This is a genomic window from Clavibacter michiganensis, from assembly GCF_002151125.1.
GTDB classification, from domain to species: Bacteria; Actinomycetota; Actinomycetes; order Actinomycetales; family Microbacteriaceae; genus Clavibacter; species Clavibacter michiganensis_C.
Map to the genome: position 1 here is coordinate 54004 of NZ_MDJZ01000016.1, position 13571 is coordinate 67574.

At 71.5% G+C, this 13571-nt stretch carries 11 protein-coding genes; 7 read left to right on the forward strand and 4 right to left on the reverse strand.

Annotation, left to right across the window (positions count from 1 at the left end; genetic code table 11):
- Positions 1–20: 20 nt before the first annotated feature.
- From BFL37_RS09640 to BFL37_RS09650, 3 genes are all read left to right on the forward strand, one after another.
- Positions 21–1007 (forward strand): carbohydrate ABC transporter permease, encoded by a 987-nt coding sequence (locus BFL37_RS09640; RefSeq protein ID WP_086514911.1) that lies wholly within the window; start codon positions 21–23, stop codon positions 1005–1007.
- Positions 1004–1885, forward strand: coding sequence for a carbohydrate ABC transporter permease (locus tag BFL37_RS09645; protein ID WP_086514912.1), 882 nt, complete (start codon positions 1004–1006; stop codon positions 1883–1885). The genes BFL37_RS09640 and BFL37_RS09645 overlap by 4 nt, the downstream gene beginning before the upstream one ends.
- A gap of 182 nt (positions 1886–2067) precedes the next feature.
- Positions 2068–4434, forward strand: a complete 2367-nt coding sequence (locus tag BFL37_RS09650) for an ATP-binding cassette domain-containing protein (RefSeq protein ID WP_086514913.1) — start codon at positions 2068–2070, stop codon at positions 4432–4434.
- Positions 4435–4463: 29 nt separating this feature from the next.
- On the opposite strand, the gene BFL37_RS09655 is transcribed toward BFL37_RS09650, so the two are convergent.
- Together BFL37_RS09655 and BFL37_RS09660 are read right to left on the reverse strand one after the other, a co-directional pair.
- On the reverse strand, positions 4464–6308 hold the full coding sequence (locus tag BFL37_RS09655) for a glycoside hydrolase family 2 protein (RefSeq protein ID WP_086514914.1): 1845 nt from the start codon (positions 6306–6308) through the stop codon (positions 4464–4466).
- 129 nt (positions 6309–6437) lie between these two features.
- Positions 6438–9065, reverse strand: a complete 2628-nt coding sequence (locus BFL37_RS09660; RefSeq protein ID WP_086514915.1) for an MMPL family transporter — start codon at positions 9063–9065, stop codon at positions 6438–6440.
- A 67-nt stretch (positions 9066–9132) separates the two neighbouring features.
- Here BFL37_RS09660 and BFL37_RS09665 point away from each other — a divergent pair, with 67 nt between their 5' ends.
- Complete coding sequence (locus tag BFL37_RS09665) at positions 9133–9717, forward strand: TetR/AcrR family transcriptional regulator (protein ID WP_241533942.1); 585 nt, start codon at positions 9133–9135, stop codon at positions 9715–9717.
- 14 nt (positions 9718–9731) lie between these two features.
- Here the strand turns inward: BFL37_RS09665 and BFL37_RS09670 are convergent, their stop codons facing one another.
- The gene (locus tag BFL37_RS09670; protein WP_086514917.1) at positions 9732–10589 is read right to left on the reverse strand and encodes a 3-hydroxyacyl-CoA dehydrogenase; all 858 of its coding nucleotides are present in this window, start codon (positions 10587–10589) and stop codon (positions 9732–9734) included.
- Positions 10590–10795: 206 nt separating this feature from the next.
- Here BFL37_RS09670 and BFL37_RS09675 point away from each other — a divergent pair, with 206 nt between their 5' ends.
- The 3 genes from BFL37_RS09675 to arfB are packed head-to-tail and all read left to right on the forward strand — an operon-like array spanning position 10796 to position 12374.
- Complete coding sequence (locus BFL37_RS09675) at positions 10796–11644, forward strand: phosphatase PAP2 family protein (protein ID WP_086514918.1); 849 nt, start codon at positions 10796–10798, stop codon at positions 11642–11644.
- A 28-nt stretch (positions 11645–11672) separates the two neighbouring features.
- Entirely contained in the window at positions 11673–11912 is a 240-nt protein-coding gene (locus BFL37_RS09680) for a hypothetical protein (protein WP_086514919.1), read from the forward strand.
- Between the two features lie 39 nt (positions 11913–11951).
- On the forward strand, positions 11952–12374 hold the full coding sequence (arfB, locus tag BFL37_RS09685) for an alternative ribosome rescue aminoacyl-tRNA hydrolase ArfB (protein ID WP_086514920.1): 423 nt from the start codon (positions 11952–11954) through the stop codon (positions 12372–12374).
- A 27-nt stretch (positions 12375–12401) separates the two neighbouring features.
- Here the strand turns inward: arfB and BFL37_RS09690 are convergent, their stop codons facing one another.
- The gene (locus tag BFL37_RS09690; RefSeq protein WP_086514921.1) at positions 12402–13451 is read right to left on the reverse strand and encodes an LLM class flavin-dependent oxidoreductase; all 1050 of its coding nucleotides are present in this window, start codon (positions 13449–13451) and stop codon (positions 12402–12404) included.
- Positions 13452–13571 lie beyond the last annotated feature (120 nt).

Sequence of the window (13571 nt, forward strand, 5' to 3'; positions counted from 1 at the left end):
GACATGGACGGGGTGAGCTGATGGCCGTCGACACCCGCGTCTCGGCGAAGCTGAGCCAGGCTCGCCGCGGCGTCGGCGTCTCGGGCGGCGGCCGGCCGCCCGGCGCGCCGCGCAAGGACCGCGGGAAGACGCCGCTCGGCCGGGCCGGGAAGACGCTGGCGCTGTTCGCGCTGCCGTCGCTGATCCTGCTCGTGCTGCTCAACGTCTACCCGGTCATCTACTCGTTCCTGCAGTCCCTCCAGCAGGGCACGCCGTCGACGCTGCCGTGGCAGACGCCGTTCGTCGGGCTCGAGAACTACGTCAACGTGCTCACGTCGGACTCGTTCCGGAACGCGACCACGTTCACGATCGTGTTCACGATCGTGGGCGTGTTCGGGTCGTGGATCGTGGGGCTCGCGCTGGCGCTGCTGCTGCGCACCCGGATCCCCGGCAACGGGCTCTTCAAGGTGCTGCTGCTCCTGCCGTGGATCGTCCCGGTGGTCGTCTCGGCGACCTCGTGGAACTGGCTGGTGGCGACGCCGCAGAGCCCGATCCCGATCCTCCTGGAGACGCTCGGGATCCCCGACGCGAACTTCCTCGGCGATCCCGTCCTGGCGCAGATCGTGGTCTGCGTGTTCAAGGTCTGGATCAGCTTCCCGTTCATGCTGATGATGATGTCGTCGGCGCTCGCGTCGGTGGACACCAACGTCTACGAGGCGGCGAAGATGGACGGCGCGAGCGCGTGGCAGGCGTTCCGCGGGGTGACCCTGCCGATCATCTCCAGGACCACCTACATCAGCTGGGTGCTCATGACGATCTTTTGCGTCAACGACTTCCCGACGATCTTCCTGCTCACGCAGGGCGGTCCCGTGAACGCCACGACGTCGCTGATCGTGCTCGCGTACCAGCAGGCGTTCCAGAACCTGCAGACCGGTCCGGCGACGGCGGTGGCGTTCATGATGACCGCCGTGCTCGTCCTCGTCTCGACCCTCCTGTACCGGCAGATCAAGAAGGCGGACATCGAATGAGCCAGACAGTCGCCGTCGGAGGCGCGACCTCGGCCACCCTCGGCCAGGTGAAGCGCACCTCCGCGAAGCAGCGGGAGCAGAAGGGCCAGTGGTGGCGCTTCCTGTTCATCGCGATCATCACCCTGGTGGTGATCACGCCGATCCTCGCGGTGCTGTTCCTCTCCACCCAGCCGGGGCAGAACTCGACGGCCACCGGGTTCACGCTGGAGAACTTCCAGCGCGTGCTCGGCGGCACCGACGTGATGACCTGGCTCGGCAACAGCCTGCTCGTCGCGCTGGTGACCGTGGTGGTCTCCGTCGTGATCGCGGCGCCCGCCGGGTACGTGCTCAGCCGCTCGCGGTCGAAGCTCGTCTCCGGGTACTCGCTCGTGCTGTTCGTGGTGCAGGCCCTGCCGGTGGTGACCGCGGCGATCCCGCTGTTCATCACGTTCTCGGCGCTCGGGCTCATCAACACGCTGCAGGGCGTGGCGATCATCTACATCGGCTCGACCATGTCGGTCGCGATCTGGATGATGGCGGCGTACATCGACTCCATCCCGATCACCCTCGAGGAGGCGGCGTGGATGGACGGCGCGAGCGTGTTCAGCGGGTTCGTGCACGTGGTGCTGCGGAACTCCCTGCCTGGCATCCTCTCGACCGCGATCTTCTCGTTCCTGCTGGCGTGGAACGACTACCTGATCGCGCTCCTGTTCCTGCAGGACTTCACGAAGTACACCCTCCCCATCGGCCTCAACACGTTCTTCCAGCAGAACGCGGCGGACTGGGGATCGGTCATGGCGGTCGCGGTCATCATGATGCTGCCGCCCGTGCTGATCTTCGCCTTCCTGAACAAGTACTTCAGCGTCGGCGGGATCGGCGGGTCGCTCGCCGGACGGTGAGGCGACCCGGGCGCGGGTGAAGCCGCGCCCGACACGAGAGCCCGCCCGCGGGATCCATCCGGATCCTGCGGGCGGGCTCTCGTCGTGCGGGGCCGCCGACGCTTCGTCCGCGAACGGATGGGTCCTAGGCTGAGCGGCGCGTCACGCACGCCGAGGTGCGTGTCGTCGACCCCAGGAGCGCGATGAGCACCGCACAGCACCCCGCCGACCGCCACGACGTCATCCGCGTGCAGGGTGCGCGCGAGAACAACCTCAAGGACGTCTCGCTCGACATCCCGAAGCGGCGCCTCACGGTGTTCACGGGCGTGTCGGGCTCCGGCAAGTCGTCGCTCGTCTTCGGCACGATCGCGGCGGAGTCCAAGCGCATGATCGACGAGACCTACTCCGCGTTCGTGCAGGGCTTCATGCCCTCCCTCGCCCGGCCGGAGGTGGATCGCCTCGAGGGCCTGACGACGGCGATCATCGTCGACCAGGAGCGGCTGGGCGCGAACCCCCGCTCGACGGTCGGCACCGCGACCGACGTCCACGCCATGCTGCGCATCCTCTTCTCGCGCCTCGGCGATCCGCACATCGGCTCGCCCAACGCCTTCTCGTTCAACGTGCCCAGCGTGCGCGTCCAGGGGTCGATGACGGTCGAGAAGGCCAGCGCCACGCACGCGGTCGAGCAGGACCACACGATGCTCGGCGGCATGTGCCCGCGCTGCGAGGGCCTCGGCCGCGTCAACGACATCGACCTCACGCAGGTGCTCGACGACTCGCGGTCGCTGCTCGAGGGCGCGATCACCGTCCCGGGCTACACCGCCGACGGCTGGCTCGTGAAGATCTTCGCCGCCTCCGGTTTCGTGCCCGGCGACGTGCCCATCCGCGACCTCACCGACCAGCAGCGGCACGACTTCCTCTACAGGGAGCCGACCAAGGTGAGGGTCGACTCGATGAACATGACCTACGAGGGTCTCGTGCCGAGGATCCAGAAGTCGATCCTGTCGAAGGACAGGGAGTCGATGCAGCCGCACATCCGCGCGTTCGTCGACCGGGCGGTGACGTTCCAGCCGTGCCCCGACTGCGACGGCACGCGGCTCGCCGCCCCCGCGCGGTCCTCGCGGGTCGCGGGGATGTCGATCGCGGACGCCTGCCGCGTGCAGATCTCCGACCTCGCCGCGTGGGTCCGCGGCATCGACGAGCCGACGGTCTCGCCGCTGCTGCAGTCGCTCGCGCAGACGCTCGACTCGTTCGTGTCGATCGGCCTCGGGTACCTGTCGCTCGACCGGTCCTCCGGCACGCTCAGCGGGGGAGAGGCGCAGCGCACGAAGCTCATCCGGCATCTCGGCTCGGCGCTCACCGACGTGACGTACGTGTTCGACGAGCCGACGATCGGCCTGCACCCGCACGACATCCAGCGCATGAACGACCTGCTGCTGCAGCTGCGCGACAAGGGCAACACGGTGCTGGTCGTCGAGCACAAGCCCGAGACGATCGCGATCGCCGACCACGTCGTCGACCTCGGGCCGCGTGCCGGGTCGCACGGCGGCGAGATCCGGTTCGAGGGCACGGTCGAGGCGCTGCGCTCCAGCGGCACCCTCACGGGGCGGCACCTCGACGACCGGGCGAGGTTGAAGGACGCGGTGCGCGAGCGGTCGGGCGTGATCGAGGTGCGCGGCGCGTCGACCCACAACCTGGAGGACGTGGACGTCGACGTGCCGCTCGGCGTGCTGACGGTGGTGACCGGCGTCGCGGGTTCGGGCAAGTCGTCGCTCATCCACGGCTCCATCGCCGGGCGCGACGGCGTCGTCTCGATCGACCAGACCGCGATCCGCGGCTCCCGGCGCTCCAACCCCGCCACCTACACGGGGCTGCTCGAGCCCATCCGCAAGGCGTTCGCGAAGGCCAACGGGGTGAAGCCGGCGCTGTTCAGCGCCAACTCCGCCGGCGCGTGCCCCACGTGCAACGGCGCCGGCGTCGTCTTCACCGACCTCGGGCCGATGTCGACCGTGTCGACGACGTGCGAGGACTGCGGCGGCAAGCGCTTCATGGCCTCCGTGCTCGAGTACACGCTGGGCGGCAAGGACATCAGCGAGGTCCTCGCGCTCCCCATCGCCGAGGCGCATGCGTACTTCGCGGACGGCGAGGCGCGGACGCCGGCGGCGGTGGCGATCCTGTCGCGCCTCGAGGACGTGGGACTCGGGTACGTGACGCTCGGGCAGCCGCTCACGACCCTGTCGGGCGGCGAGCGGCAGCGGCTGAAGCTCGCGGTGCAGATGGCCGAGAGGCAGGGCGGCGTGTACGTGCTCGACGAGCCGACGACCGGCCTGCACCTCGCCGACGTCGCGCAGCTGCTGGGCCTGCTGGACCGCCTCGTCGAGTCGGGCAAGACGGTGATCGTCATCGAGCACCACCAGGCGGTGATGGCGCACGCCGACTGGATCATCGACGTGGGGCCCGGTGCGGGTCACGACGGCGGCACGATCGTCTTCGAGGGCACGCCCGCCGAGCTCGTCGCATCGCGCGCGACCATCACCGGCGAGCACCTCGCGGCCTACGTCGGCGGGTGACCCCGGAGCCGTCCCGGGGGGGCGTGCCGCTACGCCTCCCCGTCCCGCTCCTCGTACGCCGCCCGCTGCTGCTGCACCTCGCGGATCCGCGCGATGTCGAACTTGGGCCGGCGGTGGAAGTCGTAGATGCCGTTCTCCTCCTGGAACGTGTCGGTCAGCTGCGTGAAGCAGTAGCCGAACATGAGCGGATCCTCGAGCAGCACCTCCGTGAGGCCGCGGAACCGGGCGTGCCACTCCTCCACGGTGGCGACCCGCTCGCCGTAGCCCCAGGAGACCGCGCGCTCGGGGTCGCCCGCGTCGGCCTGCGGGCGGTCGATCTCGTCCGGGTTCCACCAGATGCCGCCGTACTCCGAGACGAAGAACGGCTGGCCGGCGTACGGCACGGAGATCGCGCGGCCGTCGAGGTCGTTGACGAAGGGGCGGCCCTCGGCGAGGCCGGCCTGCTCGCGGCGGAACGCCTCCGGGTCCTGCTCGTAGGAGTGGGAGTCGTAGACGTCGGAGGAGCGGACGCGGTGCGAGTAGCCGGAGGCGTCGAGGACGGGACGCGACGGATCCGCCGCCTTCGTGGCCAGGTACATGCCGGCGGTCACGTCGTCGAGCTGCGTGATGCGGTCGTGGATCGCCTGGTACGTCTCGTTCAGCGGGCACCAGCCGACGATCGACGGGTGGGAGCGGTCGCGCGTGACCGCCTCGATCCACTGGGTGATGAAGGACGCCGTCGGCTGCTGCGCGTCCTTGCCCAGGCCGCCGCCCGCGCCCCAGTCGCCGAACTCGCCCCAGACGAGGTAGCCGAGCCGGTCGGCGTGGAAGAGGAAGCGCTCCTCGAACACCTTCTGGTGCAGGCGCGCGCCGTTGAAGCCCGCGGCCATCGACAGCTCGATGTCGCGGACCAGGGCGGCGTCGTCGGGCGAGGTCATGAGCGTGTCCGGCCAGTAGCCCTGGTCGAGCACGAGGCGCTGGAAGACGCGGCGGCCGTTGAGGAGCACGTCGCGGCCGTCGATCGCGATGGAGCGGAGGCCGCCGTAGGAGGCGACCTCGTCGACCACCCGGGCGTCGTCGCCCGAGCCGTCGACCAGGCGCAGCGTGATGTCGTAGAGGTGCGGATCCTCGGGTGACCACAGCCGCACGCGGTCCTCGGGGATGCGGAGGGTGACGCGCGCGCCCAGGTCGCCTGCGCCGATCCGCGACCGCGTGATCTCCCCGTCGGCGTCCGCGAGCACGGCCTCGAACGCGAGTCCCGCCGTGCGGTGCGAGAGCTCGGGCGTGACGGTGAAGGAGGAGTCCGCGCGCTGCGGCTCGATGTGCGCCGAGCGGATGTGCGCCTCGGGGACGGGCTCCAGCCACACCGTCTGCCAGATCCCGGTGGTGCGCGTGTAGAAGCAGGCCGTGTTCTCGAACCAGGTCGCCTGCTTGCCGCGGGCCTGCGGCTCGTCGCGGGTGTCGCGGGCGCGGACCACGATGGTCAGCTCCTCCTCGTCGGCGCGCACGCCGAGGTCCGCGGTGAACGACGTGAAGCCGCCACGGTGCCGGGCGACCTCCTCGCCGTTCGCCCACACGGTGGCGTCGTGGTCGACGGCGCCGAAGTGGAGGAGGACGCGGCGGCCGCTCCAGCCCGCGGGGATCCGTACGGTGCGGCGGTACCAGACCGCCGTGAGGAAGTCGACGTCGCCGATGCCCGACGCCGTGGACTCCGGCGCGAACGGCACGAGGATCTCCTCCGCCAGGTCCCGCTCGAGCAGCCCGCGCTCGAGGCCGGAGTCGCCGCGGTCGCGCTCGAACCCCCACGGGCCGTTCAGGTTCAGCCAGTCGGGGCGCGTGGACTGCGGGCGCGGGTGCTCGGGCTTCGGGATCGCGGGGGCGGTGGCGTCGGTCATGGGCGGAGTCCTTCTGTCACGGAGGGGCCGGGCGAACGTGCTCGGGATCCACTCTCGCGCAGCCGGATGGGACGGGCCCGCGGGAATCGCCGTCCGCGCCGACCTCGACACGACGGCCGACCGCCGCGCCTACCGGTCGTGCGGCGCGGCCTCCGTCTCGGCCTCGATGGTGGTCGCCGTGGGCGGGGCCGCGTGTGCGCCGTGCCCGCCGTCGGCCGGGAGGCCGGCGGGGAGAGGCGGCGCCGAGGCCGACGCGTGCGGGTGCGTGCGCTCGAGCGCGGCGCCCTCGATGTCGACGTCCGGGAGGATCCGGTCGAGCCAGCGCGGCAGCCACCAGGCCGAGCGGCCGAGTAGGTGCATGAGCGCGGGCATCAGCAGCATGCGCACCACGAACGCGTCGAGCAGCACGCCGAACGCGAGGCCGAACCCGATGGACCGGATGATCGTCGACTCCGAGAAGATGAACCCGCCGAAGACCGACACCATGATCAGCGCCGCGGCCGTGACGACCGCGCGTCCGGCCCGGAAGCCCTGCACCACCGCGAGCCGCGCCTCGGCGCCGTGCACGTACGCCTCCCGCATCCCCGACGCGAGGAACAGCTGGTAGTCCATCGCGAGGCCGAACAGGATCCCGACGAGGATCACCGGCAGGAAGCTCAAGATCGGCCCCGGGCTCTCCAGCCCGATGAGACCCGCGCCCCAGCCGAACTGGAACACCGCGACGATGAGCCCGTAGGTCGCGAAGAGCGACAGCACGAACCCGCCCGTCGCGATCAGCGGCACGAGCAGCGAGCGGAACACCACGATCATGATGAGCAGCGACAGCCCCACGACGACGAGCAGGTAGAGCGGCAGCACCGCGGCCAGCGCCTCCGAGATGTCGATGTTGGTGGCGGCCTGCCCGGCGACGCCGAGCGAGATGCCGCCGTCGATCTCGGGCATCGCGCGGATGTCCTGCACGAGCTGCTCGGTCGACTCGCTGTTCGGGCCCTCCTGCGGCAGCACCTGGAACGCGAGCACCGTGTTGTCGTCGGTGTTGGCGACGGGCGCCACGGCGACCACGTCGTCGAGGTCGTGCAGCGCCTGGGCGACGTCGACCTGGGTGGCGAGCAGGTCGTCGTCGGCGAGGCCCGCGGGCACGTCGGCGACCACGAGCAGCGGGCCGTTGGCGCCCTCGCCGAACTCGGCGGCGACCGTGGTGAAGGCGCGCTCGCTGGTGGATCCGGCCGGCTCGCTGGATCCGTCGGGGAGGCCCAGCCGCATGGAGAGGCTGGGGATCGCGACCACGAGCAGGGCGACGACCGTTCCGACGACCGTGAGCACGGCGCGCGCGTTCGACATGGGCTTCAGGGCCTTCGCGGCCTCCTGCGGGCGGGTCGCCGACCCAGCTTCATCCGCCGCCGCGCGGTCGCGCTTCCGCAGCACGCGCGTCCCGGCGAGGCCGAGCACCGCGGGCGTGAGCGTGATCGCGACCAGCACCGCGACGAGCACGCAGACCGCGCCGACCGTGCCCATCAGCGCGAGGAACGGCACGCCCGTGATGTTGAGGGCGAGGAGGGCGACGATCACGGTGGATCCCGCGAACACCACCGCCGTGCCCGACGTGCCGTTCGCGAGGCCGATGGACTCGCGCACGCCGGTGCCGGCGAGCATCTGCTTCCGGTGCCGGTTGACGATGAAGAGGGAGTAGTCGATGCCGACCGCGAGGCCGAGCATCACGCCGAGCACCGGGGTCACCGACGCCATGTCGACGACGCCGGAGAACGCGAGCGAGGCCGTGACGCCGACGCCCACGCCGACCACCGCGGTGACGATGGGGAGCGACGCGGCGATGAGCGTGCCGAGCATCACGATGAGGACGATGGCGGCGAAGATCAGGCCGACGACCTCGCCGATGCCGAAGATCTCGGGGACGCCCTGCGCGAGGTCGGTCGCGAAGTCGACGCTCGTGCCGTCGACGGGGGAGTCCTGGAAGTGCGCGATGGCCTCCTCCTTGGTCTCCTCGGAGAGCTCGAGGCGCGGATCCGTGAAGGAGATGTTCACGATGGCCGTCGAGCCGTCCTCGGAGACCACGCCGATGCCGTCCGTGAGGCCGAGGAGCGTGCGGCCGAGCTCGGCCTGCTCGGCGCCCGACTCGAGCTCGGTGCGGTTCGCGTCGACCGTCGCCTGCTGCTCCTGGAGGGCCTGGGTCTGCTGGTCGAGCTGGGCCTGCTGCGCGTCGAGCGGCGCGAGCTGGGCCGCCTGCGCGCCCGCGGCCTCGGCCTGCTGGCGCGCGGCGGTGAGCTGCTGCTGGCCCGCCTCGAGCTGCGCCTTCCCGGCGTCGAGCTGCTGCTGCGCGGCATCGAGCTGGGCGCGGCCCGCGGTGATCTGGTCGTCACCGCTCTGCAGCCGCGCGGCCTGGTCGGCGCGCTGCTGGGTGACGGCGAAGGGATCCACCACGGAGGCGACGCCCTCGAGGTCGCCCGCGCTCTCGGCGAGGGCGGAGATGTCCTGCTCCTGCTGGTCGGTGAAGGCCGACCCGTCGGTGGTCGTGTAGACGACCGTGCCGGTGCCGCCCGCGGTGTCGGGCAGCGTCTCGGCGAGCTCGTCGGTGACGGCGCCGGACGCCGTGCCCGGGATGTCGAAGCTGTTGCCGAGGGTGCCGGCGAACGCGAGGAACGAGCCCACGCCGATGCCGAGGATCACCACCCACGAGACGATGACGAGCCACGCGCGACGCGCGGCCAACGAACCGAGCCGGAACAGCAGTGACGCCATGGGATCTCCTTCAGACTCCTCGACGATACGCTACGTCTCGTCTAGTTTCTGGAGCTACCCTGTGCAGGTGAACGAGCACCGAACCGGACGGGTCCGCAGCGAGGCGGCCCGCGAGGCGATCCTCGGCGCCACCGTGCGCCTCATCCACGCCGTCGGCTACGACCACCTCACGATCGAGGGCGTCGCCAAGGAGGCGGGCGTCGGCAAGCAGACGATCTACCGGTGGTGGCCGTCGCGCGGCGCGCTCATCGCCGAGTGCATGACCGAGGGGCGGCTGATCCCGGTCGAGTTCGCCGTGCCCGACACGGGCGACCTCCTCGCCGACATCGAGCGCTGGCTCACCGACGTGCTCGCCGTGCTCGACGCCCCGACCGGCGGCCCGCTCGTCCGCTCGCTCGTGGCGGCGGCCGCCGAGGACGCGGCCGTGGGCGACAGCCTGAGCGCGAGCCTCGGCGTCGACCGCGACCTGTCCGAGCGCCTGGCCTCGGGGATCCGCGCGGGCCAGCTCCCCGCCGACGCCCCCGTCGAGGAGCTCGGCCAGGCGATCCTCGGCGTCATCGTGCTGCGCGTGCTCGGTCGCGAGCGCGACCACGCCGAGAGCGTGACGCGGCTGGTGCGGTTCGTGCTGGGGGGCGGCGGGGCGGCGGGCTGACCGCAGCCCGGGCATCACCGGTAGTCGTAGAACCCCTCGCCCGACTCCACGCCGAGCTTGCCCTTGTCGAGGTACTCGCTCTTGAGGTGGGCCGCCCACGCCTGCGCGCCCGGCTCGTCGCTCGCCGCGGAGATCGCGTAGGCCGTGCGGAGGCCGACGACGTCGTAGATCTGGAACGGGCCGAGCGGCGCGCCGGTCGCGATGCGCCAGGTGGTGTCGACCGTCTTCGGATCCGCGACGCCCGCCAGCACGAGGCCCGCGGCCGCCTCCAGCAGCGGCACGAGCAGCGAGTTGAGCACGTAGCCGGGCTGCTCCTTCTTCAGCGGGATCGGGACCATGCCGATCTCCTCCGCGAACGCGACGACCCGGTCGAACACCTCGGGCGACGTCGCTGGCGTGCCCATGATCTCGGCCGTGTTCTGCCGCCACACGTGGTTCGCGAAGTGCAGCGCGAGGAAGCGGTCGGGGCGGCCGGTGGCGTCGGCGATCGCGCTCGGGAGGAGGGTCGAGGAGTTGGTGGCGAAGACCGTGCGCTCGGGGGCGGCGTCGGCGATGCGGCGGTAGACGTCCTGCTTGAGCTCGAGGCTCTCGGGGACCGCCTCGATCACGAGGTCGGCGTCGGCGACGGAGGCGGCGAGGTCGCTCGTCAGCGTGATCCCCGCGGCTGCGGCGGTCGCGGACTCCCTGCTGTCCTCACCGGTCTCCGCGACGAACTGCGCAACGATCGCGTCGAGCCGTCCGCGCGCGGCCACGAGCGCGGCATCGTCCACGTCGTAGCTGGTCACGGTCTTCCCGTGGTTCGCGGCCTGGAACGCGATCTGCGCGCCCAGCACTCCCGCGCCGAGGACGGTGACCTTCGTGATGTCGGGCATGGGGGACTCCTTCGTCGGCGGACCGCGTCGGCGGGCGGGTCCCGCGGCGGCGTCCCTCCAGCGAAGCACCGGGCGGCGGGGTCCGACCGGCGCGTGCGGCGAGCGGACAGGCCCGGCGCGCCCGACCGGCCGCGCCGGAACAGTCGCGCGTGACGCGTCGGTAGGTTCGAATGGCGGGAATCTCCGCCGGACGTGGAGGATCCCCGATGAGCGACACCCCCGGGCGCAGGCCCCTCGCCCCGCTCGACCCCGCCGACCAGGGCGTCGAGGGCGAGCTCCGGCGCGACCGCTTCCTCGGCGACCGCGACCTCACGCGCTGGGACACGCCTCCGGGTCGCGCGATCGCCCGCGTCGAGCAGCGCGTCGTGCGGACGATCGGGCCGCACGCGGCGCTCGGCGTGACCCTCGTGATCGGGCTCGCGCTCGCCGTGGCACTGTCGTGGATCGCGGCCGAGGTCTACGACGCCGTGACCGACGCCGACGGGGTCGCCGGCCTCGACCAGCCCATCCTCCAGGCGATGCTCGGCATCCGCACGCCGTGGCTGAACGCGGCCGCGACCGCGTACACGGACGTCGCCGGCGTCGTGATCATGCCGATCATCGCGGTGGTCACGATGCTGTTCTTAGGCCTCCGGCGGCGCTCCTGGACCCCGGTCATCCTGATCCTCGCGGCCGGCGGCGGATCCCTGCTGCTCACCATCGCGGGCAAGGAGATCATCGGCCGCGCCCGCCCCGACCTCGCCGACGCGGTGCCTCCCTACGAGACGTCGCCGTCGTTCCCGAGCGGCCACACGCTGAACGCGGTGGCGATCACCGGGATCATCGCCTACCTGCTCCTCCTGCGGCAGCACCGCCGCGTGACGCGCGTGCTCTCGGTCACGGTGGCCGTGGTCTTCTCCGTCACCATCGGCATCTCCCGTGTGTACCTCGGGCACCACTGGTTCACGGACGTGCTCGCGGCCTTCTTCCTCAGCGGCGCGTGGCTCGCGCTCGTGATCACGGCGCATCGGCTGTACCTGACGGCCAGGCGGCCGGGGGCGGTGGAAGCCCGCTGACGGATCGCGGGTGTGCGACGGTGGATCCATGGACGACAGGCGCAGCTTCGAGCACGACTCCGCGGCACATCAGCGGCTGACGGGTGAGCCGTCCGCTCGTCAGATCCTCGTGCTGATCGCGGTGACCGCCTTCATGTCCGCGTCCGCCCTGGCCTTCGCCGAGCTCGGGTTCGTCATGCGGATCGTCGTGATGGTGGTCGTGATGCTGGTGCTCGCGCTGATCGGCCGGGTCATCATCCGCCGCAGCAACCTCCGCCAGCACCGCTAGCCTGCACGCGCCACTGCCGCTCCGTGCGACCCTTGCCGCATGGATCTCGAGGTCGGCCCCGCGCTGACCATCCCCGCGGCCGAGCTGCGGTGGCGGTTCTCGCGGTCGTCCGGACCCGGCGGACAGCACGTCAACACGTCGGACAGCCGGGTGCAGCTCACGTGGGACGTGGCGGGATCGCTCGTGCTCACCGACCCGCAGCGGGAGCGGATCCTCGATCGCCTCAGCCGGCGCCTGGTCGCCGGGACCATCACGGTGACGGTCTCGGAGCAGCGGTCGCAGCTGCGCAACCGGGTCGCCGCACTCGACGCGCTGCGTGAGATCGTTGGCGTTGCGCTCGCGCCGGACGCCGCGCCGCGTCGGCCGACCCGTCCCACGAAGGGCTCGCAGCGCCGCCGCCTGGCTGCTAAGACGCAGCGATCCGCCACGAAGCAGCAGCGCAAGCGCCCGACCGGCGACTGACAGCGGAGGCGGGCAGGCGTCAGCGAATCAGGCCGACGCCCCCACCGCCACGTCAGCCCGGTCCCACCCCAGCGCCTCGCCGATCTGCTTGATCGCGGCGAGCGACCGCAGGTTGAAGTCCACGCCGAGCTGATTCGGGATGGTGACGAGGAGGGTGTCGGCCGAGGCGATCGCCTGGTCCTTGCCGAGCTCGTCGATGAGGCGCTCCGGGCTGCCGATGTAGGAGCGGCCGAAGCGCCACTTCTCGCCGCCGACCTGGCCGACCTGGTCCTGGCCCTCGATCTGCGAGCGGACGCCGAAGTACATCTCCGACTCGTCGTCGATGATCGGGATGATACTGCGGCTGACGCTCACGCGCGGCTCCCATGCGTGCCCGGCGGCGGCCCATCCGTCGCGGAACAGCTGGATCTGCTCGGCCTGGAGCACGTCGAGCGGAACGCCGGTGTCCTCCGAGAGGAGCGTCGACGACATGAGGTTCATGCCCTGCTCGGCCGCCCACCGGCCGGTCGCGCGCGTGCCGGCGCCCCACCAGATCCGCTCGCGGAGGCCCGGCGACTGCGGCGTGATCGCCACGCCGCCCGCGATGATCCCGCGCTGCGGGGCCGCGGTCGCGAGCTCCTCGCCCTCGAGCGCGCGGAGGAAGAGGCCCGTGTGGCGGCGGGCCATGTCCGCGTCGGTCTCGCCGTCGCGCGGCACGTAGCCGAACGACTCGTAGCCGGCCTCAACCTGCTCGGGCGATCCGCGGCTGATGCCGAGCTGCACCCGGCGGTTGGAGATGAGGTCGGTCATGGCCGCCTCCTCCGCCATGTAGAGGGGGTTCTCGTAGCGCATGTCGACGACGCCGGTGCCGATCTCGATCCGGCTGGTGCGGCTCGCGATGGCGGCCAGCAGCGGGAACGGCGACGCCTGCTGCGGCGCGAAGTGGTGCACGCGGAAGTACGCGCCGTCGATGCCGATCTCCTCGGCCGCGACCGCGAGGTCGATCGACTGGAGCAGCGAGTCCTGGGCGGTGCGCACGCGGGATCCGCGCACGTCCTGCCAGTGGTTGAACGACAGGAAGCCGATCTTCGTGGCCATGGGGCGCTCCTCGGTGCTCGTCGGCGGCGGATCCGGGTGGATGCGTCTGCATGGAAGTGAACCACGTGCGAGCGGCCGGGTATTCCCGCGGGCGATCCTGGACCGCACGCCCGCCTCGGC